Origin of the sequence: Ramlibacter sp. (genome assembly GCF_029866045.1) — a bacterium.
Lineage (GTDB): Bacteria > Pseudomonadota > Gammaproteobacteria > Burkholderiales > Burkholderiaceae_C > Ramlibacter.
Genome location: NZ_JARXAB010000068.1, coordinates 20,279 through 41,977, shown reverse-complemented (window position 1 = coordinate 41,977; position 21,699 = coordinate 20,279). Strand labels below are relative to the sequence as shown.

Genomic DNA, 21,699 nt, shown 5'->3' with positions numbered 1-21,699 from the left:
GGGTAGGTAAGGGATCAGGGGTGAGGGGAAAAAAAGGCTCACCGGCTTGTGGCAACGTCATCGCCTGGGCCGGGTTGTCGATCGCTGGCGTGCCGATTGACGAATTTGCAATTGGCCGGTGAGGACCACGGCCTTGCCACGGGGCTTGCGCTTGGCGTCAGCGCTTTGCGCCTTGAGCTGGGCGGTCAGCAGCTGCAGCACCGACTCGATCATTTCGGGCAAGGGCTGCGTGTAGGTGGTGAGCTGGTAGGCCGCCCAAGCAGCTTGAGGGACATCGTCAAAGCCGACCACCGAGACCTGCTCGGGCACTTGCAGGCCGAGCTCGTGACGCAGGGTGTCCATCACCGCCAGCGCCATCTGATCGTCGGCGACCACGATCGCGTCAGGGCAGTCACTGACAGGCCTACGAGCACCATCATCACCGACATACCATCCCCGAACCACCCCCTGGGCCCGATCCGCGCGGTAGTCACCCTCGCCGTAGGCGAAGAGGCGACGACGCCCTTCAGCCAGCGCCTGGCGACAACCCTGCTCGCGCGCCTGGTTGGTGGACGCGTCCTGGCTTCCCGCCAAGTAGGCGATGCGCCGATGATCGTTGTCCAATAGGAAGCGGGTTAGCTGGCGCGCGCCCTCGGCCTGGTTGGTTTGCACCGAGTGGAAGCCGCTGTCTTGGGTATCTGCAACGCGGTTGAACAAGACAACCGGAATGCCGGCCTGGGCACAGGCCTTAGCGAGCTCTGAATGCAGCGTGGTCGCGGCCAGCACAATCCCGTCGACCCGGTACTGCAGCAACTGCTCCAGCAAGTTCCCCTGGCGGCCATCGGCAACGAAAAGCAAGAGCTGCATGCCCTCGGCCTGCAGTCGCTCGGTAAGCAGCTGCAGAAAGCGCGGGTAGAACAGATTGTCGAGGTGGGCCAGGACCACGCCGATGATGCGGGTGCGGCCGGTGCTCAGGGTCCTGGCATGCAGATTGGGCCGGTAGCCCAGGTCGGCAGCCACCTTCATGACACGCTCGCGTGTTTGCGGAGCCACGCTCGCCCCCGGGGTAAAGCAACGGCTTACCGCCGACTGCGAGACGCCAGCCGCTGCCGCCACGTCGCGAGAGGTGACATGTGCCGGCCGGCACTCAGGGCGCCGGGATACATCGATGACGGACGCTGATGCCATGTCGATCTACAGATTTGCATACGTATGCAAGGCTTTACTGTAGCGCGTGAGGGCCTGGGACAGACCTAGAAGAAACCCGGGTAATCACCCGCTTCGAAAACAGATGTGTCAGGGCGGGGCCTGATAGATACCGCAGACTACTGAAGGCTCAGGCCCCGCAACACTTCTTGAATTTCTTGCCCGAGCCGCAACTGCAGGGGTCATTGCGCCCTGGCCCCTCCGCCTTGCGCACCGCCACCACGCGCGGGCCCATGCTTTTCCAAAGCTTGCGCAGCTCATACACGCCCCACAGGGCCGAGCCGTACTGGTCGATGCGGCGCTGGCTCACGCTGGGCGGGCCATCCTCGCTGTGCATGGACAGGATGGGCGTGTCCGTGTCGGGGCGGGTCAGGTCCTCGATGTCCGCAATGGCATCGTCCAGCATTTCGACGGCCTCGCGGTCACGCGGCGGTGCCCAGTCGTCGGAAAAGGTCTGGACCGCATGCAAAAAGCCATGGGCCCAGGTCTCGGCGAAAGAGGGCAGCTCGGCCAGCGGAACCTCGCCGCGTTCGGCCTCGGGCAGCGCGAGCAGGGCGCCACGCACGTCAATGGCCGCGGGCTGGTAGGCGCGCTCGTCGTCCAGCATTTCGACCTCGGCGTCCAGGGCGGCGGCCACTTCCTGCCAGCGTTGCTTCCAGCGCAGGATGAATTCCATCTGGGCCATGGGCCTGAAGTCCGACCCGAGCAGGGGCGGCCAGTATTCCTCCGCCGGCACCTCGCGGCGGGTACAGACGAGCGCCGCCAGGAAGCCCTCGCAGAACTCCCAGTCGGGCGTCTCGGGTTCGGACTCGCGCATGTGGTCGAGGGCCAGGTCCTGGGCGTCGAAGTCGTCGGGGCCCAGGGGCTTGGGATCAGCGGGGGAAACGGAATCAGGCTGGCTCATGGAGGTCTTCGGGGTGGAGCGCGGACCGGGCCTGGACAGACCAAGGCGCCAGGCGCTTTTTCATGGACAGGACGGCGCGGTCCTTGGAAAGCAGCAGGGCCTGGCGAGATACCGCCAGGTCGATGAATTTCTGGTCGTCGGGATCGCTGCAGGTCAGGGGCGCCTTGACGGGCGCCTCGACCAGCGTGGCGTGGCGGTCGAAGGCGTCCAGCACCACTTGGGGCGCCAGACCGTAGTAGGCCAGACGCGGCGCGATCTGAGGATAGCCCAGTACCCGCTCGAGTTCCTCGCGCATCGCCGCCGTGGCCCACCATCGCAGGCGCCCAGCCTCCAGGGCGACGCGCAAGGGCTTGGCGGCTTCGTCGGCGAAGACGAAGGCGTCGAGCACGATGTTGGTATCGAGGACGGCGTTCATCGGCCAGGGTCAGGCACCGGCCTGCGGGTCACCCTCGGGTGAGGCGGGCGTGGTCGGCGCGGATTCACGCGCGCGGACTGAGCCGGCCACCATGTCGAAGCGAAACAGGCGGCATTCCAGCGGGCCGTTCCACATCGGCACCCGGCGCGACTCTTTGAGCCGCATGCGCGAGGGCAGCTTGAGGTCGGGGGTGAGCATCCAGGCGGTCCAGCCAGGGTAGTTTTTCTTCCAGTGGCTGGCTAGGCGGACGAAGAAGTCGCCCGCGGAGTCCTGGCCGCTTTCATCGCGCGCGGTTTCGCGCCCACCGCGGCTGGAGACGCCGGCCACGCCGGCGGCCTCGATGCGCTCACCATAGGGCGGATTGACCAGCATGACCGCAGGCGCGGCGCAAGGCGGCATGCGCTGTAAGGCGTCGCCGCCTCGCAGTTGCAAGGCGCTGGCCACGCCAGCGCGCTCGGCATTGCGCTGGGCAAAGTCGACCATGCGAAAGGCCACGTCGGAGCCGAAGATGGGGACCTGCGGCTCACGCCGCATCGCCTGCGCCTCGGTCTTGAGAGACGCCCACACATGCGGCTGGTAAGGCAGCAGCTTCTCGAAACCGAAGCTCCGCTGCAAGCCCGGCGCGATGCCGCAGGCGACCTGAGCGGCCTCGATGGCAATGGTGCCGCTGCCGCAGCAGGGGTCGTACAGCGGCATGTCGGCGTTCCAGCCACTGGCGGCGATCATGGCGGCCGCCAGGGTTTCCTTCAACGGCGCGTCGCCCTTGTCCTCGCGCCAGCCGCGCTTGAACAGCGGCTCACCGGAGGTGTCGATGTAAAGCGTGCAGTGGGTGGAGGTGAGGTGCACATACAGGCGGGCATCAGGCCAGCGGGTTTCCACGCTGGGGCGCTCACCGGACTTGGCGCGAAAACGGTCAACCACCGCATCCTTCACCTTGAGCGCAGCGAAGTTCAGGCTTTTGAGCGGGCTGTGCTGGGCGGTGATTTCCACCTTGAAGGTCTGGCGCGGCGTGAACCAGATCTCCCAGGCCACCGCCGACGCCGCTTCGTACAGGTCTTCCTCGCCGCGGTAGGGCGTATGCGAGAGTTGCACCAGCACCCGCTGCGCCAGGCGGCTGTGGAGGTTCAACCGCAGGGCCTCGCGCCAGGATGCTGTAGCCACCACGCCGCCGCGGCCGATAAGCAAGGCCTCGCCGGCCAGGCCGGTGAGGCGGTGCACCTCGTCGGCCAGCAGGTCCTCGACGCCGGCGGCGCAAGGAAGAAAAAGCGGGAGGTCGTTCATCGGGTCAGAAGGATAAGGTCAGGCGCGGACACCGCCCGGCGCAGGAATCAGGCAGAAACAGCGATACAGAGCGGCACCCGGGTGTCAGAGTGCCTTGCGCAGGTTGGCAGGTGCGATGCGCAGGGCCTCACGGTACTTGGCCACCGTACGCCGCGCGCACTCGATGCCCTGCTCCTTGAGCATGTCGGAGATCTGGCTGTCCGACAGCGGTTTGTTCGGGCTCTCGGCCGCCACCAGTTGGCGAATCAAAGCGCGCACCGCGGTGCTGGAGGCGTTAGCGCCGCTTTCGGTACCCAGGGCGGAGCCGAAGAAGTACTTCAGCTCGAAAGTGCCGTAAGGCGTGGACATGTATTTGGCGGTGGTCACCCGCGAGATGGTCGACTCGTGCAGGCCCAGCTCGTCGGCGATCTCGCGCAGCACCAGGGGCCGCATCGCCAGCTCACCGTGCGTGAAGAAGTTCTTTTGCCGCTCCACGATGGCGTTGGAGACGCGCAAGATGGTGTCAAACCGCTGCTGAATGTTCTTGATGAACCAGCGCGCCTCCTGCAGCCGCTGCTGCAAGGCCTGCTGACCGTCACCCTTGTGGCCCTTGAGCGCGCCGGCATAGATGTCGTGCACACGCAAGCGTGGCATCACGTCCGGATTGAGCTGCACCCGCAGCCGGGCCTGGCCGCCGCGCATCGTGCGCGTCACGATGACATCGGGCACGACCACATTGCGCTCAACATCGACGAAGCGCCGGCCCGGTTTGGGCTCGAGCCGCCCGATCAGGCCGATCGCCGCCTTGATCTCGGCCTCGCCCTCCCCCGTGGCTGCCATCAGGCGCTTGACGTCACGCCGGGCCAGCAGCTCCATCGGTTGACGCACGATGGCCAGCGCGACCATGCACAGGGCCTCTTGGGCGTCATCGGCCGCCTCCGCCAGCGCCTGTAATTGCAAGGTCAGGCACTCGGCCAGGGTACGCGCGCCCACGCCCACCGGCTCCAGGTGATGCAGCAGGCGCAGGGCCACGGTGAAGTGGTGAACCAGTTCCTCCTGCTGTTCGAAGTCTCCAGGCGCGAGGGTGGCCGCCAGATCCTCCAGCGGGTCTTCCAGGTAGCCGTCTTCGTTGAGCGATTCGATCAGGAAGCGAAGCGCGGCCACATCTTCGCGGGCTAGCCGCAGACCCAGGGCCTGGCGGTGCAGGTGGTCCTGCAAGGACTCATTGCCGCGCGCGAGCTCGGTGGCGTCGACATCGTCATCCTCCGAGCCCGAGGACTTACGCGCCGGCGCGTCACCGCCCCACTCGCCGTCGTCAGGGACGACCTCGGTGCTGCCGTCACCCTCCCAGTCGCTGGGGCCGGATTCAGCCGCCGAATCGGACGTGGACTCCGACCCAGATTCGGACAATGAGGTAGGCGCGCTGTCTTGCGCGAGGCGCTCGCCGGCCTCGGCAAGGACCTCGGCGCCCAGGCCATATTCCTCGCCAGCCTCCACCACCTCGGCCACTGGCTGGTCGGCGCTGGCCAGACCGAATTCCTCGCGCGGGGACTGATCGTCGGACACCTCGAGGAAGGGGTTGTCGCCGAGCATCTGCTCGACCTCCTGGGCCAGCTCGAGGGTCGACAACTGCAGAAGGCGAATGGACTGCTGCAGCTGGGGCGTCAGCGCCAGGTGCTGGGAGACGCGTAGTGAGAGGCCCTGCTTCACCAGCCCTCCTACATCCGGAAATGCTCGCCGAGGTAGACCCGGCGCACATCTGCGTTGTTGACGATTTCATCCGGCGTGCCCTGGGCGAGCACATGGCCGTCGCTGATGATGTAGGCGTGGTCGCAGATGCCCAAGGTCTCGCGCACGTTGTGGTCGGTGATCAGCACGCCGATGCCGCGCGACTTAAGAAAGCCGATGATGCGTTGAATCTCGATCACCGCGATGGGGTCGATGCCGGCAAAGGGCTCGTCAAGAAGGATGAAGCGCGGGTTGGTGGCCAGCGCCCGGGCGATCTCCACCCGCCGGCGCTCGCCGCCGGAGAGGGCCATCGCCGGCGAGGCACGCAGGTGCTCGACGCGAAGGTCTTCGAGCAAGGATGTCAGGCGCTGCTCGATGGCGGCTGGCTTGAGCGGACGGCCGCTCTCATCGCGCTGGAGCTCGAGCACGGCGCGGACGTTGTCCTCGACGTTGAGCTTGCGAAAGATCGAGGCCTCTTGCGGCAGGTAGGACAGGCCCAGCTGCGAGCGGCGATGCATGGGCATACGCTCCACCGCCTGGCCGTCAATGCTGATCTCTCCCGCATCGGCCCGCACCAAGCCCACGATCATGTAGAACGAGGTGGTCTTGCCCGCGCCATTGGGCCCCAGCAGGCCCACCACTTCGCCCTTGGCGACGACCAAGGACACATCCTCGACGACCTTGCGGCTGCCGTAACTCTTGGCGAGGTGGCTGGCGACCAGGCGACTGGCAGCGGGAGGCGGCGCAGCCGCAGCAGGGTCGGCCATGACGGCCTCGTTCACTTGCGCTCCCCGGCCAGGCCAGGGCTGGCGCGTAGCGGCGCCGGAGCGGATGCAGCTCCCGCGGGAGCGGAGGTCGCGCCCGGGGAGGAGACTCGGGGCGCCAGCACTGCGCGGACCCGACCACCTGCGCCCGGGACCGCGCCTGGGGCACGTTGCCCCAGCGGGGCGCCGTTCACGGTGAAGACGTCGGTGGTGTTCTCGTAAGTGATCAGGCTGCCCTGGGTCTCGTCGGCCAGAGTGGTGCCGCGGTAGCGACGCATCTCGGCGCGGCCGATGAACTTGACCCGGTCGCCCTTGCCGTCGTAGTCGATGGTCTCGGCCTCGCCCTCGAGGTAGTCGTCGGCGCCCTCCCGCTTTTGACGCCAGAAAGCGCGCTTGCCGGGCTCGGCGGTGATCAGGCCGTGCTGGAAACCTTCGGGATCCTGGCGCACCTCGAGGCGGGCGCCGCGGATCACGATGCTGCCCTTGGTGGCCACCACCTTGCCGGTAAAGACGCTGGTTTGTTTGAGGTCGTCGTGGCGCAGGTCGTCAGCCTCGACGTTCATCGGCTTGTCGCGGTCAGCCTTTTCGGCATACGCCCACGGGGTCACTGCCAGAACACTGGCGGCGAGGAGGATCGTCAGGAAGCGATAGGTCATAAGGGCATGAATCTTGCTGTTTGAAGACTCTGCCGGGATTGTAGCCACCGGACAGCGGTGCAGGGCAGCAAAAACGTGCGGCGCAGGTGTTGTCCCTGCGCCGCTGGGCGCTCAGCGGCCCTGGCGAACTCGCGCCACCAGGCTGTCGGCGACCTGGACCGCCCGGGCCATGTCGCCGGCCATTTCGCCGTCGGTGTAGAAGCGACCGGCTACGCCCAGGGCCGGGACGCCCTCGACCTCATAGGCGTCCTGCAGCAACTGCGCCCGCCGAATGCGGGTGGTCACGCCAAAGGACTGGTAAGCCGCCTGCACCTTGGCCCGCGGCAAGCCCTGCGTCTGAGCCCAGGCCAGGATGGCCTCTTCGCTGCCCAAGGGCTGGCGGTCCTGGTGGATCGCCTGAAACACCTTCATGTGCAGGTCGAGACGGCCGAGGGTCTCGAGCACAAAGAACAGGCGTTGCTGCGGCTCGAAATCGGGCCGGAAGGCCACCGGCACGCGCCGCAGCACCATGTCGCGAGGCATCCGGCGCGACCAGGCCTCCAGCAGCGGCTCAAAGGCGTTGCAATGGGGGCAGGAGTACCAGAAGAACTCAACCACCTCGATCTTGCCGGTCGGCGCATCGACTGGCGCCGGCTTGGCAAGGCGCCGGAAGTCCTGGCCCTCCTGGGGAGGGCGCTGGGCGCGCAGCGGGCCTGCGAGGGCGAGGGCGCCGCCCACCAGAAGGCCGGCATGAAAGACACGTCGTTGCATGGCGAATTCCTGCGAAATGGAGGGGCGATCAGACTCGGTTGCTGACCCGCGAGATCTCGGCGACGGCTCAGGCAGTTAACGCGGAACCCGCACCAGTGCGGCTTCGGTGCCGCTGGCATCGAGCCTGGCCTTGCTGCGATCAGCGTCCTCTTTGCGATCGAAGGGGCCGATGCGAACGCGATAGACGGTGCGGCCAGACTGCTCTCGCTCGCTGACACGCGCCTCCAGGCCCAGCAGGGAAAGCTTGGCGCGCTGGGCCTCGGCCTCTTGCGGGCTGCGGAATGCGCCGGCCTGCACAAAGTACTGGAAAGGGTCAGAGGAGACGACAACAGCCGAGGCGCGTGACGCCGGTGAGGCCGCTGACGGCACGGCCGCGCCAGGGGCGAAGACGGCGGGCGGATTGGGCGCAGCGGGATAGCTCGGCGACGGAGTCAGGCCCTGGGCCGGGGCCGCGGTGGCAGACGGCCCGGCAGAGCCCTGAACCGGAGCAGCGGGCACAGGCACAGGCACAGGCGCAGGTACCGGCGAGGACGCCGGCGCGGCAGGTGCGGGCTCCGGCGCGGGGACAGCACCGGCGGCGCTGGCGGCACTGGCTGCGGCCTTGGGCTTGCCCTGAAGCAACGCGTTCGGGTCCCAGTTCTGGTTCTTGCGCAATTCAGCCGCGTCTTGCTCGGGTGTGCGGGCCTGGTTCTTGTTGGTGAAGGGCATAGGCACCTTGGTGACGTAGACCGCCACCGCCAGCGCAACACCGAGGCCCAGCACCAGGCCGACGACCAGCCCCAGCAAGGTGGTACCGCGCTGCTTGTGCTTCGGCCCTGGCCTCGGCGCGTGATTCATCTGGCTGCCTCTCACATTTTCTGCGGAGCACTCACGCCCAGCATCTTCAAACCATTGTGCAATACCTGGGCGCAGGCCGCGACCAGCGCCAGCCGGGCCGTACGGACTTTTTGGTCGTCGACCAGGATGCGCTCGCTGTCGTAGTAGCTGTGGTACGCCGCGGCCAGCTCGCGCAGGTAGAACGAGACGTCATGCGGCGCAAAGTCTTCGGCCGCCGCAGTGAGCATGGCCGGGTAACGGGCCAGCACCAGCATCAGGGACTGGGCAGCGGCGCCCTCGAGCGGGGACAGGTCGACACCCTGAAGTGAGCCCAGGTCACCGCCCCAGGCCGCCAGCACCGAGCAGATGCGCGCGTGGGCGTACTGCACGTAATAGACCGGGTTGTCGTTGTTCTGCGCCAAAGCCAGATCAACGTCGAACACGTACTCGGTGTCGGGCTTGCGCGAGAGCAAGAAAAAGCGCACCGCGTCCTTGCTGGTCCACTCGATCAAATCACGCAGGGTCACATAGCTGCCGGCGCGCTTGGAGATCTTCACCTCCTGGCCGCCGCGCATCACCCGCACCATGGTGTGGAGCACGTAGTCGGGGTAGCCCTCGGGAATGCCCACACCAGCGGCCTGCAGGCCAGCGCGCACCCGGGCAATCGTGCCGTGGTGGTCGGTGCCCTGGATGTTGACCACCTTGGTGAAGCCCCGCTCCCACTTGGTGATGTGATACGCGACGTCGGGCACGAAGTAGGTGTAGCCGCCGTCGGACTTGCGCATCACGCGGTCCTTGTCGTCGCCGTAGTCGGTGGACTTGAGCCAAAGCGCGCCGTCTTGCTCGTAGGTCTTGCCCGCGGCCTGTAAGCGGGCCACCGCGTCGGCCACCTTGCCGCTGGTGTACAGGCTGGACTCCAGGTAGTACTGGTCGAACTTCACCTCGAAGGCCTGCAGGTCCAGGTCCTGCTCATGACGCAGGTAGGCGACGGCGAACTGGCGGATGCCGTCCAGGTCGGCCACGTCACCGGAGCCGGTGAATTCGCGGTCGTCGGCCTTCACGGTTTTGCTGGCCAGGAAGTCGGCAGCGATGTCGGCGATGTAGTCGCCGTTGTAGGCCGCCTCGGGCCAGCCGGCGTCGCCAGGCTTGACGCCCTTGGCGCGCAGCTGGGTCGAGTTGGCCAGCGTCTCAATCTGCACGCCGGCGTCGTTGTAATAGAACTCGCGGTGCACATTCCAGCCCTGGCTGGCGTAGAGGTTGCAGATCGCGTCGCCCAGCGCAGCCTGGCGGCCGTGGCCCACGTGCAGCGGGCCGGTGGGGTTGGCCGAGACGAACTCCACCAGCACCCGACGGCCATTGGGGGCCTGCTGTCCGAAGCAGGCACCTGCGGCCAGCACTTCGGCCACCACCTGCTGCTTGGCCGCGGGCTTGAGGCGGATGTTGATGAAGCCCGGGCCGGCAATTTCGAGGGCGTCGACCCATCGGGCATAGGCCGGGGTGGCCAAGAGGGCGGTCTTGAGCGATTCCGCCACCTCGCGGGGGTTGCGCTTGAGTGCCTTGGCCAGTTGCATGGCGGCGGTGCAGGCGAGGTCGCCGTGGGCAGCGGCCTTGGGCGATTCAAAAGCCGCTTTGCTGCCCGATCCGGGCTGAAGATTTTCCAACTCGGACGCCAGAGCGCCGAGCAATTCTTGGGTGACGAGAAGCATCGGGCGATTCTACGGGCGGGGGTGGGAAAACCCGTCCTGCTCCGGCGGCGGCGTCGCGCGGGCGCTGCGGGCGGGTCAGGCCAGGGCCCGGGACGAGAAGGCGGGATGGGCGAAATGCCGCCGCAGGTGGTCGATCCACAGGCGCAGGCGCAGCGGCAGGTGCTTGCGCTGAGGCAGCATGGCGTGGATGCCATTGGGCGGGGCGGCGAAGTTGCCCAGCACCTCCACCAGCCGGCCGGCGGCAATGTCGGCCTCTACCTCCCAGGTGCTGCGCCAGGCCAGCCCCAGGCCGCGCAGGCACCAGTCATGCAGCACCTGACCGTCCGAGCAGTCCACCCGTCCGCCAGGGCGCAGGTACTCGACCTGGCCATCCACGGTGAAAGCCCAGCCCCGCGTCTGGGAGGCCTCGCTGGAGAGGGTCAGGCAGTCGAAACGGACCAGGTCGCCCGGGTGCAGGGGGATGCCGTGACGGCGCAGGTAATCCGGCGTGGCCACACACAGGCGCCGGTTGTCGGCCAGACGCACGCTGACCAGGGAGGAGTCGGGCAGGTCGCCCACCCGAACGCCGCAGTCGAAGCCCTCAGCCGCCAGGTCCACCACCCGGTCGCTCAGGTTGAGGGAGAGCGTCACCTCCGGATGCCGCGCCAGGAAGTCCGGCACCAGCGGCGCCACATGCCGGCGACCAAAGCCCGCCGGGGCGGTGATGCGAAGGTGGCCGCTGGCCTGCAGGCCGCCGGCGCTCACCCCGGCCTCGGCGTTGGCCAGGTCGGCCAACAGGCGCTGGCAATCCTCGAGAAAGGCGCTGCCCTCGTGCGTCAGGGCGAGGCGGCGCGTGGTGCGCACCAGCAGCTTGACACCCAGGCGCGCCTCCAGCGCGTCCATCCGCCGGCTCATGATGGCCGGGGCCACGCCCTCGGCCCGGGCCGCGGCGGTGAGGCTACCGCGGGTGGCCACCAGGGCGAAGGATTCGAGCTGCTTGAACTTGTCCATGGAGAGAGGTCATCTTCACTTTGATTATGTTCATTTTTATCAAAGATAAATTGCCAATCGATTCCTTAATGAGCGTTTGAGTATCAAATACAGTCAGGCCATAGCCCGCCACGCCGGGCCCCCCTCTTCCCATATCCAAGGACTCCCGCATGACCGCTCGAACCACCCTCCACGGCCTCCAGGTGGACGCCGCCCTCGCCCGCTTCATCGACGAACAGGTGCTGCCCGGCACTGGCGTGGCCCGCAACGCCTTCTGGAAGGGCTTTGACGCCCTGGTGCGCGACCTGGCGCCCAAGAATGCTGCCCTGCTGGCCAAGCGGGACCGCATCCAGTCCGAAATGGACGCCTGGCACACCGCCAATCCTGGCCCGATCAAGAACATGAAGGCCTACCGCGCCTTCCTCAAGAAGACCGGCTACCTGGTCAAGCCGCCGAAGGGCGTGAAGGCCACCACTGCCAACGTCGACGCCGAACTGGCCACCCAGGCCGGCCCGCAGCTGGTGGTGCCTATCCTCAACGCCCGCTACGCGCTCAATGCCGCCAACGCCCGCTGGGGTTCGCTGTACGACGCGCTCTATGGCACCGATGTCATTGCCGAGGCCGGTGGCGCCGAGAAGGGCAAGGGCTACAACCCGGTGCGCGGCGCCAAGGTGATCGAGTACGCACGCTATGTGCTCGATCGCACCGCCCCCCTGAAGAAGGGCTCGCATATCGACTCCACCCGCTACGCGGTGAAGGACGGCAAGCTGGTGGTCACGCTCCAGGGTGGCGCCACCACTGGCCTGGCCGACAAAAAACAATTCGTGGGCTTCCAGGGTGACGCTGCCGCGCCCTCCTCTGTGCTGCTGGCTCACCACGGCCTGCACCTGGACATCCGCATCGACACCCAGCACCCGATCGGCAAGACCGACCCGGCTGGCGTCGCCGACCTGGTGGTCGAATCCGCCCTGTCCACCATCTTGGACCTGGAAGACTCCATCGCTGCGGTAGACGCCGAGGACAAGCTGCTGGCCTATGGCAACTGGCTGGGCATCCTCAAGGGCACGCTGACCGAGCAGGTCACCAAGGACGGTCGCACCTTCACCCGCGGCCTCAACCCCGACCGCCTCTACACCGCGCCCTCGGGCAAGGGCCAGGTGCGCCTGCATGGCCGCTCGCTGCTGTTCGTGCGCAACGTGGGTCACCTCATGACCAACCCGGCCATCCTCTGGGGCCAGGGCCAGGAAATTCCTGAGGGGATCCTGGACGCGGTCATCACCACCACCATCGCACTGCACGACCTGCAAGGCCACGGCAAAGACGGCCTGCGCAACTCGCGCAAGGGCTCGGTCTACATCGTCAAGCCCAAGATGCACGGCCCAGAGGAAGTGGGCTTTGCCAACGAGCTGTTCGGCCGCGTCGAAAAGCTGCTGGGCCTCAAGGCCAACACCGTCAAGCTCGGCATCATGGACGAGGAGCGCCGCACCAGCGTGAACCTGCAGGCCTGCATTGCCGCCGCCAAGGCGCGCGTAGCCTTCATCAACACCGGCTTCCTTGACCGCACCGGCGACGAGATGCACACCGCCATGCGCGCCGGCCCGATGATGCGCAAGGGCGATATGAAGTCCAGCGCCTGGATCCAGGCCTACGAAAAGAGCAACGTCATCACCGGCCTGTCCATGGGCCTGTCGGGCCGTGCGCAAATCGGCAAGGGCATGTGGGCCATGCCCGACCTGATGGCCGCGATGCTGCAGCAAAAGATCGGTCACCCGCTGGCTGGCGCCAACACCGCCTGGGTGCCCTCGCCCACAGCCGCCACGCTGCACGCCATGCACTACCACCAGGTCGACGTGTTCGCGGTGCAAAAGCAATTGGCCAAGACCTCGATCGACAGCGCCCGAGATGAGCTCCTCGCGGGCCTCTTGCAGGTGCCAGTGGTGACCAAGGCCGACTGGAGCGCCGCCGACCGCCAGCAGGAGTTGGACAACAACCTCCAGGGCATCCTGGGCTATGTGGTGCGCTGGGTCGACCAGGGCGTAGGCTGCTCCAAGGTGCCCGACATCCACAACGTGGGCCTGATGGAAGACCGCGCCACCCTGCGCATTTCCAGCCAGCATGTGGCCAACTGGCTGCGTCATGGCGTGGTGACCTCGGCGCAGGTGAATGAAACCTTCCGCCGCATGGCCCGCGTGGTCGACCAGCAAAACGCCGGCGACCCGTTGTACAAGCCCATGGCCGGCAACTGGGACACCAGCTACGCCTACCGCGCCGCGCTGGACCTGGTGTTCAAGGGCGAAGCCCAGCCCTCGGGCTACACCGAGCCGCTGCTGCACGCCTGGCGCCAAAAGGCCAAGGCGAGGGCCTGAGGGAGAGGCGTCGTGGTGGGCAGCGACATGCGTGACGCAGAACCGGGCGCCCCTGCGGCGTCGTCGGGCACCGGTGACGCGCAGGGCACGCTCCCTGCCACGGTCGACCCCACGCGCTGTCCCTTGTGCGGCGGGCCCAACACCTGCGCCATGGAGACCGCGCGCGCCACCGGCCAGCCCCAGCCGCCTTGCTGGTGCACGCAAGTGGACTTCAGCGCCGAGCTGCTGGCGCGGGTGCCGCCTGAGGCCCAGCGACGCGCCTGCATCTGCGCGCGCTGCGCCGCTTCGGAAAACCCTGCGACGACGGCGAGTGTCACCACAAGAGCTAGCAGTTACAGGTAAGTCGCCCGGCTAAAGGGCCCCGATCACGCCCAGCAGACGGCCCTGCGCCAGCGCGGTCCACACCAGGTTGGTCCCGGCGTTGAGCGCCTGGAGGTCGTTGACCAGGCGCGGGACGGTGTTGGCCCGGTCTGTGCCCACGGGGTTCGTCACAGACTCACCCGCGCGGACATCCTCGACCACCGCGGCTATGACTTTCTGCAGGTCGGCCTGGGTCTGGGCATCCATGCCAGCCGACGCCAGATCGGTTCTCAGCGCCGCGCACCAGGCGGCAAAGCCGGCCAAGTCCATCCCCGGCTGTATCGCCTGCTCGAGCAGCGCCGTGTGCAGGTCGGCACGGGCGGCGTCCCGGTCCTGGAGGATGGGGTCTTGCTGGTCGCTCACACCAGCCTGCCGGCTGGTGCCTGCCAGGCCCAAGGCGCTCGCCGCGTAACGCAGGGCGGCACTGGCGGGGGCAATGCCCTCGTGTGGCATGGACAGGGCCAGCCCGGCGGCGCCCAGGCCGACGATCAGCACCGCGCTGACGTTTTTGCCAAGCGACTTGGCCTGTGCTTCGGGCAGGCCCCAGCGTGTACCCAGGGCGTAGATGAGGTTGCCCAGGGAGTTGGCGCCCAGGGGCATGCGAACCGGCGGCGTTTCCTTGGCGCCGCGCCAATCGGCCCAGGCGCACATGGAATCAGAGACCAGGACTGCGGCCCGTACCGAGGCAATGAGGACGAATGGAAGCGCCGCACCGCCAGTTGCCACTGCCAGCGCCGCCGCCACACCCAGCGTGATCAGAGCCCCACCCGTCGACAGCAGCTTGTTGAAGAATGTCGCCTTGCGCAGCTGGACGCCCGCCGCCTCGGCAAGCTGGTTCTTCGTCGCCCATCGGTGGGCCATGCGCACGATGTACTGGCGGTTGGAGCGGACCGCCACCACGCCCGGCCCCTGGGCCAAGGCCATCGCGGCCGCCTCGATCGCGCGCGCCTCCTCGGGGGGCGGGGCCACCGCCGGCGGCTGGAGCTCGCCCGGAAAGGCTTGCAATGGCGGCGGCGCCTCCACGACAGCGGGGGGCGGCGGCACTTCGCCGGCGGCGGCGCCCTGCGAGGGCGGCGTACCCTTACGCCAGGCGGCGTGGACCGAGGAGCCCACTGGGACATGAAATTGGATCGTGTCTTTCATGACGGTCCAACAGACATCAGAAAATTTCCTGGATCAGCGCGAGATCGAGAGCGCCCGCATAGCCCGCCACCTGCGCCAAGGCAAGCGTTCTCTGGGCAGGGGTCAGGCGCTTCGAGGTGTCGAGATCCATCCGGACCTGGTCCCGGGCCTCCCGGCCCCGGCCATAGTCCGGAGCAGACGCCCAGGCCCCGTCCCTGAGCGTCTCGAAGGCCTCCGACAGGGCCGCATCGGACGCGTCCGTCGCTTCGGGCCGGCCGACGGTGATCTGCGCGCACCAGGTATCGAAGAGTGACCGGTCCATGGTGCCATCCGGTGCGACGAAAAACCGTTGCGCGCTATTCCTGAGCAACTCGAACAGCGCCTGCTTGGCCTGGTTGTCGATTTCGACGCGGTGCTCGGCGCGGGCGGCCATGGCCGCCCGCGCAGTACCACCGACCAGACCCGTTCCAGAAGAGATCCCGCCCGCCAGCATGGTCACCAGCGTGAACGCCTCGGTCGGCACGGTCATGGCCATGCCCGTCGCCGCCAGACCGATAACAGCCACTGCACTCACCCCCTGGCCCAAGAGCTTGGCCTTCTTCTCCTTCACCGCCTCGTCCGGCTCACTCAGGCAGGACTTGGCCAGGGTGTAGACCAGGTTCCCCACGGAATTGGCCCCCAGGGGCAGGGACCGGGGCGGCGACTCCTGCGACCGCTTCCAGTCAACATAGGCGCAGGCACAGTCGGCCACCAGGACCGTCGCGCGGACCGACGCAATGATGAGTAGCGGCGTGGCAGCGCCGCCGGTGGCCACCGCCAGGGCACCGGCAATGCCCAGGCACACCAGCGCAGACCCCAGGGCAACGAGCTTGGACATGAAGGTGGCGCGGGTCAGATCCACGCCCGCCTTCAGGGCGCGCTCGTGGTTCGTCGCCCAGCGCAGGACCTTCGCCTGCACCTCACTCCGGCCGGCTTCCGCGGCGTGCGGCCAGGGATGCGTGTCCAGCCGGTGCAGGCTGTGGAGGTTGCGCGCCTCCTCCGGGGACAGGGTCGTTGCGGCAGGCGACAGGGCGCCTGGCAGCGGCGCCGGCCCCCAGCTACTCCCGGTCGCGCCTGCATCGGCAGGCGCAGGCGGGGGTGGGGCCGGGTGGACTCGGAGCAGGCTGGGCGAAACAGGCATGGCACCCCTCATGCGGTACGCCTCAGGCGCCCGCGCGCACCAGCTGGTCCAGGCGCTGCAGCGCGGCCTCCCGTACCGCGGGCTGGCCCGGCTCGATCCAGGACAGCTTGACCGCCGTCTCGAACGCCTCCCGGGCCGCCTCCAGTTCGCCCATCGCCCCCAGGCACTCGCCAGCCCGATAGGCGCACATGGCGTCGGTCGCGTCGGACAGCAGGGCCTCGGCGTAGAAGCGGCCGGCAGCCTCCCACTGGCCCACGCTTTGCAGGGCGTGGGCGAAAGCCACCTGGTAGCGACGCTCCCAGGGGTCTTGCTGCACCACAAAGGCCAGCCGCTCAATGGCCTCATCGAAGCGAGCGGCGGACAGGTCCTCCAGGGCCAGGCCATAGACGGCCTCGAGCTCGTCGGTTCTGATCCCGGCAAGCTGGGCCGGCTTCACCCCATGCAGCAGGACGGCGTCACGCCGGCCCTCAGGGGTGCTTACATCGAGAAGCTCTTCCGCCATTCCTGACTCCTTACTCATCCACGCTTTGGTTGCATGGAAGAGCTGTCGGTTCCCTGTCGCCCCAGCCACAATGGCGGCATGTGCCAACTCCTCGGAATGAACTGCAACACGCCGACGGATGTGACCTTCAGCTTCAGCGGCTTCGCGCGGCGTGGTGGCCAGACCGACCACCATGCGGACGGCTGGGGCATCACCTTCTTCGAAGGACGGGGCGTGCGGCATTTCGTCGACCATGAGCCGGCGTCCACCTCACCAGTGGCCGAGCTGATCGCCCGCTACCCGATCAAGAGCCGCCACGTGGTGGCCCATATCCGCAAGGCCACCGAGGGCGCGGTGGCGCTGGAGAACTGCCACCCCTTCGTACGCGAGCTGTGGGGGCGCTACTGGGTGTTCGCCCACAACGGCACCTTGAAGGACTTCCACCCCCGATTGCACGGAAACTTCCGGCCGGTGGGCCAGACCGACAGCGAGCGCGCCTTTTGCTGGCTGATGCAGGAGCTGGCCAAATCGCATGTCAGCGTGCCCAGCGTCGCCGAATTGACGCTCACCCTGCGCGAGCTCGCGCCGCAGATCGCCCGGCATGGCAGCTTCAACTTCCTCTTGTCCAATGGGGAAGCGCTATGGGCGCATTGCGCGACCAACCTCTACTTCGTCGAGCGCAGCCACCCCTTTGCGCATGCGCAGCTGGCCGATGAAGATTTGTCGGTGGACTTCGCCACTGTGACCGCGCCGGGCGACCGGGTGGCGGTGGTGGTGACCGCGCCGCTCACTACCAACGAAACATGGACGCAGATGACGCCGGGCGAGCTGCGGGTGTTCGTGGACGGAGTGAGTGCGGGCTGAGCGCGGATAGACCGCAACCGCGGCGCGGCGGCTCAGGAGGCTGCGACCGCTGCCTCCAGGGCGTCGACAAACATCGCCGCGACATCAAAACCAGTTTGTTGGGTGATTTCCTGAAAGCAGGTCGGTGAGGTGACGTTGATCTCGGTGAGGCATTGGCCGATCACGTCCAGTCCGACCAGCAAGAGGCCGCGCGCGGCCAGCACTGGGCCCAGCGCCTCGGCGATTTCACGGTCACGGGCCGAAAGCGGCTGGGCCACGCCCTTGCCGCCAGCAGCCAGGTTGCCGCGCACCTCGCCGCCTTGCGGGATGCGGGCCAGGCAAAACGGCACCGGCTTGCCGGCAATGACCAGCACCCGCTTGTCGCCCTCGGAAATCTCGGGCACGAAGCGCTGCACCATCAGGGTGGTGGCGCCGCCGGCATTGAGCGTCTCGATGATGGCGCCCAGATTGAGCCCATCGTCCTTGACCCGGAAGATGCCCATGCCGCCCATGCCGTCCAGGGGCTTCAAGATGATGTCGCGGTGCTCGGCATGGAAGTCGCGCACCGCCTGTTCGCTCCGGGTCACCAGCGTGGGGCTGGTGAACTGCGGGAACTCCATGATGGCCAGCTTCTCCGGATGGTCACGCAAAGCGGTGGGCTTGTTGAAGACACGGGCGCCCTCCCGTTCGGCTTGCTGCAGCAAATGCGTGGCGTAGAAGTACTCGCTGTCAAAGGGCGGGTCTTTGCGCATGACGATGGCGTCGAAACCGGCCAACGCCTGCACCACGCTGCGGCGCTCGGCGAACCATTCTTCTTCTGTGCCGGTGAGCGTGACCTCGCGCACCCGCGCCTCAACCCGGCCACCGGAGCGCCACACCAGGTCGGCAGGCTCGCAGGCCGCCACCGTGTGCCCGCGGCGCTGGGCCTCACGCATCATGGCGAAGGTGGTGTCCTTGTAAATCTGGAAGGACTCGAGCGGGTCGGCGACGAAAAGCAGGTTCATGGGGCGTGTTTTCTTTGGCGCGGCCGTGGCAGCCCGGAGCAGGACACCTAGGCGCGTGATCGTCCGTAATGTTGCACGAAAAGCGCGAGCGCGCCGGCCGCCAGGCCCCAGAAGGCCGAGCCGATGCCTGCGATCACCACGTCACTGACCGTCACCAGAAATGTCAGCAGGGCCGCCTCGCGCCGACCCTCGTCGGCGAGCGCAGTGGACAGGCCGCTGCCGATGGTCCCCAGCAGGGCCAGCCCGGCGATGGCCGACACAAGCTCCTTGGGGAAGGCGCCGAGCGTGCCTGCCACCGCGCCGCCGAACAGGCCCACCGCGAGATAGATCACGCCACAGACCACTGCCGCGGTATAGCGCCGCGCCGGGTCCTCGTGCGCCTGCGGCCCCATGCAGATCGCTGCGGTAATCGCCGACAGACACAGGGCGTAGCCGCCGAAGGGTGCGAGCAGCAGCGTGGCCAGGCCGGTGATCGCCACCAGCCGCGAGATCGGCATGGCGTAACCAGCAGCGCGGATCGCCGCCACCCCCGGCAGGTTCTGCGAGGCCATGGTCACGACGAACAGCGGCAAGGCCATGCCCACCAGGGCGCGAACGCTGAACTCCGGTGCGGTGAACACCGGCTGCGCCAGGGCCAGGGGGATCGGCTGCCAGGCCATGCGGTCGCTGGCCAGGGCCTGGAGCACACCCGCCGCCAAAGTCACCACCACCGCATAGCGGGGCAGGTACCGGCGCGCCAAGAGGTACGCCACCAGCATGACCAGCACCAGCGCGAGGTCGGTGGCAGCGGCGCCGAAGGCCTGCAGGCCAAAGCGCGCCAGCACGCCGGCGAGCAGGGCCGAGGCCAAGGCCATGGGAATGCGGTCCATCACTCGCTCGAACCAGCCCGTGGCGCCCGCGAGGGTGATGAGCGCGCCGCTGGCAAGAAAGGCGCCCACCGCCTCGGCCATGGACAGGCCGCCCGCGAGCGCGGCAGAGGCCACCACCGCCGCGCCCGGGGTAGACCAGGCCACCATCACCGGCTTGCGCAGCCAGAGGGATGGCAGCGCGGTGCACAGCCCCATGCCCACGCCCAGAGCCCAAATCCAGGAGGTGATCTGCTCGGGGGTGGCCGACAACGCCTGAGCGGCCTGAAAGATCAAAGCGACCGAACTGGTGAACCCCACCAGAACCGCGACGAAGCCGGCGGTTGCGGCCGACAGGCTCAGGTCACGGAAAAAGCGCATCGCGACAAGGATTCCAGGGCGCGAGGGCGCGTTGCCCCCAGGGGCGACCAACAGACGGCCCCGACCACTGCGCGGGGCAGGGCTGCGATCAGATCGCCACCTTCGAACCCAGCTCGACGACTGAGTTGTTGGGCAAGCTCAGGAAGTCGGCCGCACCACTCGCGTTGTGGTGCATCTGAGCGAACAGCTTCTCGCGCCAAGGCGCCATGCCACCGCCGATGGTCGGCACCACCACATCGCGGGAGAGGAAGTAGCTGGTGGTCATCGGGTCGACCTGGCAGCCATGCTCGCGCAGCAGGGCAAGGGCCCGCGGCACGTCGGGGTCGTTCTTGAAGCCGTAATTGAGGATCACCTGCCAGCAGTTGTGACCCAACTGCGTCACCTCCACCCGGCGGGTCAGTCCGACCCAGGGCACCTCGTGACTGCGAACCGTGACGAACAGGTTTTGCTGGTGCAGCACCTTGTTGTGCTTGAGGTTGTGCAGCATCGCGTTGGGCACCGAGCCCGGCTCGGCGGTGAGGAAGACGGCCGTACCCTCGACTCGGGCCGGCGGGCTGATGAACACGGCCTCTAGGAAGCTGGACAGCTCGATCGCGTCTGATTTGAGCGCGTCGTTCATCAGCGCGCGGCCACGCTTCCAGGTGACCATGAGCGTGAAGATGGCGCCGCCGATCAGAAGCGGGAACCAGCCTCCGTCGAGCAGCTTGAGCATGTTGGAGGCGAAGAACACCGCGTCGATCAGGAAGAACAAGCCAGTGGACGCCACGCACAGCCACAGCGGGTACTTCCAGCCATAGCGGATCACGAAGAAGGTAAGTACTGTTGTGATCAGCATGTCCAGCGTGACTGCAATGCCGTAGGCCGCTGCCAGGTTGCTGGAGGAGCGGAACATCACGACCGCCAGCACGATGGCGACGAACAGGCCCCAGTTGACGAAGGGAATGTAGATCTGGCCGGTCTCGCGCACGCTGGTGTGCTGGATGTTTAGGCGCGGCAGGTAGCCCAGTTGGATCACCTGCTTGGTGACGCTGAAGGCGCCGGTGATGAGAGCCTGGGAGGCGATCACGGTGGCGGCCGTGGCCAGCAGCACGATGGGCAACTGGGCCCATTCGGGCGCCATCAGGAAGAAGGGGTTCTTCACCGCTTCCGGGCGCTCGAGCAGCAAGGCACCCTGACCGAAATAGTTAAGGACCAGGGAAGGCATCACCACGCTGAACCAGGCCAAGCGGATCGGCGTCTTGCCGAAGTGGCCCAGGTCGGCGTAGAGCGCCTCGGCGCCGGTCACGCACAGCACCACCGCGCCCAGGATGATGAAAGTCGTGCCGGGGTTGGCCCAGGCGAAGCCGACCGCGTGGTGCGGGCTGATCGCCTGCAAGATGGTGGGGTGCTCCAGGATGTTCACCACGCCCAGCAGAGCCAGCACCGCGAACCACACCAGGGTGATGGGGCCGAAGAAGCGACCTATACCCGCCGTGCCGCGCTTTTGCACCCAGAACAAACAGAACAAAATGGCCAGGGTCAGCGGAATCACGGCCCGCTTGAAATCCGGCGACACCACTTCAAGGCCTTCCACGGCCGACAGCACCGAGATCGCCGGCGTGATGACGCCATCGCCATAGAACAGGCTGGTGCCGAAAATACCCACCATCAGCAGCACATTGCGCAGCTTCGGCTTGTCTTTGACCGCCTGCGAGGCCAGGGCCAGCATGGCCACCAGGCCGCCCTCGCCATGGTTGTCGGCGCGCAGCACCAGCAACACATACTTGATGGAGACGATGACGGTGAGCGTCCAGAAGAAGAGGGACAGGATGCCGTAGACGTTGCTCGGGGTGAAGGGCACATGGCCGGAGCCAAAGACCTCCTTGACCGCATACAGCACGCTGGTCCCGATGTCGCCATAGACAACGCCAATGGCGCCCAGGGTGAGGGCTGTCAGGGAGGATTTGGAGGAGGACACGTGGGGG

20 protein-coding genes are annotated in these 21,699 nt (G+C 67.3%); 3 read left to right on the top strand and 17 right to left on the bottom strand.

Going from position 1 to position 21,699, the window contains the following annotated elements; all coding sequences use genetic code 11:
• Positions 1-57: 57 nt before the first annotated feature.
• The 11 genes from QE494_RS07905 to QE494_RS07855 all read right to left on the bottom strand — a co-directional run bounded on the left by QE494_RS07905 (position 58) and on the right by QE494_RS07855 (position 11,174).
• Entirely contained in the window at positions 58-1,167 is a 1,110-nt protein-coding gene (locus QE494_RS07905) for a LacI family DNA-binding transcriptional regulator (RefSeq protein WP_300042378.1), read from the bottom strand.
• A gap of 148 nt (positions 1,168-1,315) precedes the next feature.
• Complete coding sequence (locus QE494_RS07900) at positions 1,316-2,089, bottom strand: UPF0149 family protein (RefSeq protein ID WP_300042377.1); 774 nt, start codon at positions 2,087-2,089, stop codon at positions 1,316-1,318.
• A complete protein-coding gene (locus QE494_RS07895; protein ID WP_300042376.1) occupies positions 2,076-2,504 on the bottom strand; it encodes a putative toxin-antitoxin system toxin component, PIN family in 429 nt (142 codons plus the stop codon). Before QE494_RS07895 ends, QE494_RS07900 begins: the two co-directional genes overlap by 14 nt.
• Positions 2,505-2,513: 9 nt before the next feature.
• Positions 2,514-3,785, bottom strand: a complete 1,272-nt coding sequence (locus QE494_RS07890; RefSeq protein ID WP_300042375.1) for a class I SAM-dependent RNA methyltransferase — start codon at positions 3,783-3,785, stop codon at positions 2,514-2,516.
• A gap of 84 nt (positions 3,786-3,869) precedes the next feature.
• Positions 3,870-5,474 carry an RNA polymerase factor sigma-54 gene (locus QE494_RS07885; RefSeq protein WP_300042374.1) on the bottom strand — a complete coding sequence of 535 codons (1,605 nt, stop codon included), beginning with the start codon at positions 5,472-5,474 and terminating at the stop codon, positions 3,870-3,872.
• 8 nt (positions 5,475-5,482) lie between these two features.
• Positions 5,483-6,259, bottom strand: a complete 777-nt coding sequence (gene lptB, locus QE494_RS07880) for an LPS export ABC transporter ATP-binding protein (RefSeq protein WP_300042388.1) — start codon at positions 6,257-6,259, stop codon at positions 5,483-5,485.
• An 11-nt stretch (positions 6,260-6,270) separates the two neighbouring features.
• Positions 6,271-6,912, bottom strand: a complete 642-nt coding sequence (lptA, locus tag QE494_RS07875) for a lipopolysaccharide transport periplasmic protein LptA (protein ID WP_300042373.1) — start codon at positions 6,910-6,912, stop codon at positions 6,271-6,273.
• 111 nt (positions 6,913-7,023) lie between these two features.
• Positions 7,024-7,662, bottom strand: a complete 639-nt coding sequence (locus tag QE494_RS07870; RefSeq protein ID WP_300042372.1) for a thiol:disulfide interchange protein DsbA/DsbL — start codon at positions 7,660-7,662, stop codon at positions 7,024-7,026.
• 75 nt (positions 7,663-7,737) lie between these two features.
• Complete coding sequence (locus QE494_RS07865; RefSeq protein ID WP_300042371.1) at positions 7,738-8,499, bottom strand: SPOR domain-containing protein; 762 nt, start codon at positions 8,497-8,499, stop codon at positions 7,738-7,740.
• An 11-nt stretch (positions 8,500-8,510) separates the two neighbouring features.
• Positions 8,511-10,184, bottom strand: coding sequence for an arginine--tRNA ligase (argS, locus tag QE494_RS07860; protein ID WP_300042369.1), 1,674 nt, complete (start codon positions 10,182-10,184; stop codon positions 8,511-8,513).
• A gap of 75 nt (positions 10,185-10,259) precedes the next feature.
• Positions 10,260-11,174, bottom strand: a complete 915-nt coding sequence (locus tag QE494_RS07855; protein WP_300042368.1) for a LysR family transcriptional regulator — start codon at positions 11,172-11,174, stop codon at positions 10,260-10,262.
• A 149-nt stretch (positions 11,175-11,323) separates the two neighbouring features.
• Between QE494_RS07855 and QE494_RS07850 the strand changes: the two genes are divergently transcribed.
• The gene (locus QE494_RS07850; protein WP_300042367.1) at positions 11,324-13,519 is read left to right on the top strand and encodes a malate synthase G; all 2,196 of its coding nucleotides are present in this window, start codon (positions 11,324-11,326) and stop codon (positions 13,517-13,519) included.
• A gap of 27 nt (positions 13,520-13,546) precedes the next feature.
• On the top strand, positions 13,547-13,861 hold the full coding sequence (locus tag QE494_RS07845; RefSeq protein ID WP_300042366.1) for a cysteine-rich CWC family protein: 315 nt from the start codon (positions 13,547-13,549) through the stop codon (positions 13,859-13,861).
• A gap of 9 nt (positions 13,862-13,870) precedes the next feature.
• Here QE494_RS07845 and QE494_RS07840 read toward each other — a convergent pair whose 3' ends face one another.
• The 3 genes from QE494_RS07840 to QE494_RS07830 are packed head-to-tail and all read right to left on the bottom strand — an operon-like array spanning position 13,871 to position 16,683.
• Entirely contained in the window at positions 13,871-15,022 is a 1,152-nt protein-coding gene (locus QE494_RS07840; RefSeq protein ID WP_300042365.1) for a hypothetical protein, read from the bottom strand.
• Positions 15,023-15,038: 16 nt separating this feature from the next.
• Positions 15,039-16,181 carry a hypothetical protein gene (locus QE494_RS07835; RefSeq protein ID WP_300042364.1) on the bottom strand — a complete coding sequence of 381 codons (1,143 nt, stop codon included), beginning with the start codon at positions 16,179-16,181 and terminating at the stop codon, positions 15,039-15,041.
• A gap of 22 nt (positions 16,182-16,203) precedes the next feature.
• The gene (locus QE494_RS07830) at positions 16,204-16,683 is read right to left on the bottom strand and encodes a hypothetical protein (RefSeq protein WP_300042363.1); all 480 of its coding nucleotides are present in this window, start codon (positions 16,681-16,683) and stop codon (positions 16,204-16,206) included.
• Positions 16,684-16,761: 78 nt separating this feature from the next.
• Between QE494_RS07830 and QE494_RS07825 the strand changes: the two genes are divergently transcribed.
• Positions 16,762-17,526 carry a class II glutamine amidotransferase gene (locus QE494_RS07825; protein WP_300042362.1) on the top strand — a complete coding sequence of 255 codons (765 nt, stop codon included), beginning with the start codon at positions 16,762-16,764 and terminating at the stop codon, positions 17,524-17,526.
• 32 nt (positions 17,527-17,558) lie between these two features.
• On the opposite strand, the gene gshB is transcribed toward QE494_RS07825, so the two are convergent.
• From gshB to QE494_RS07810, 3 genes are all read right to left on the bottom strand, one after another.
• The gene (gshB, locus tag QE494_RS07820; RefSeq protein WP_300042361.1) at positions 17,559-18,509 is read right to left on the bottom strand and encodes a glutathione synthase; all 951 of its coding nucleotides are present in this window, start codon (positions 18,507-18,509) and stop codon (positions 17,559-17,561) included.
• A gap of 47 nt (positions 18,510-18,556) precedes the next feature.
• Positions 18,557-19,735, bottom strand: a complete 1,179-nt coding sequence (locus QE494_RS07815; protein ID WP_300042360.1) for a benzoate/H(+) symporter BenE family transporter — start codon at positions 19,733-19,735, stop codon at positions 18,557-18,559.
• A gap of 88 nt (positions 19,736-19,823) precedes the next feature.
• A complete protein-coding gene (locus QE494_RS07810) occupies positions 19,824-21,692 on the bottom strand; it encodes a potassium transporter Kup (protein ID WP_300042359.1) in 1,869 nt (622 codons plus the stop codon).
• Positions 21,693-21,699: the final 7 nt, after the last annotated feature.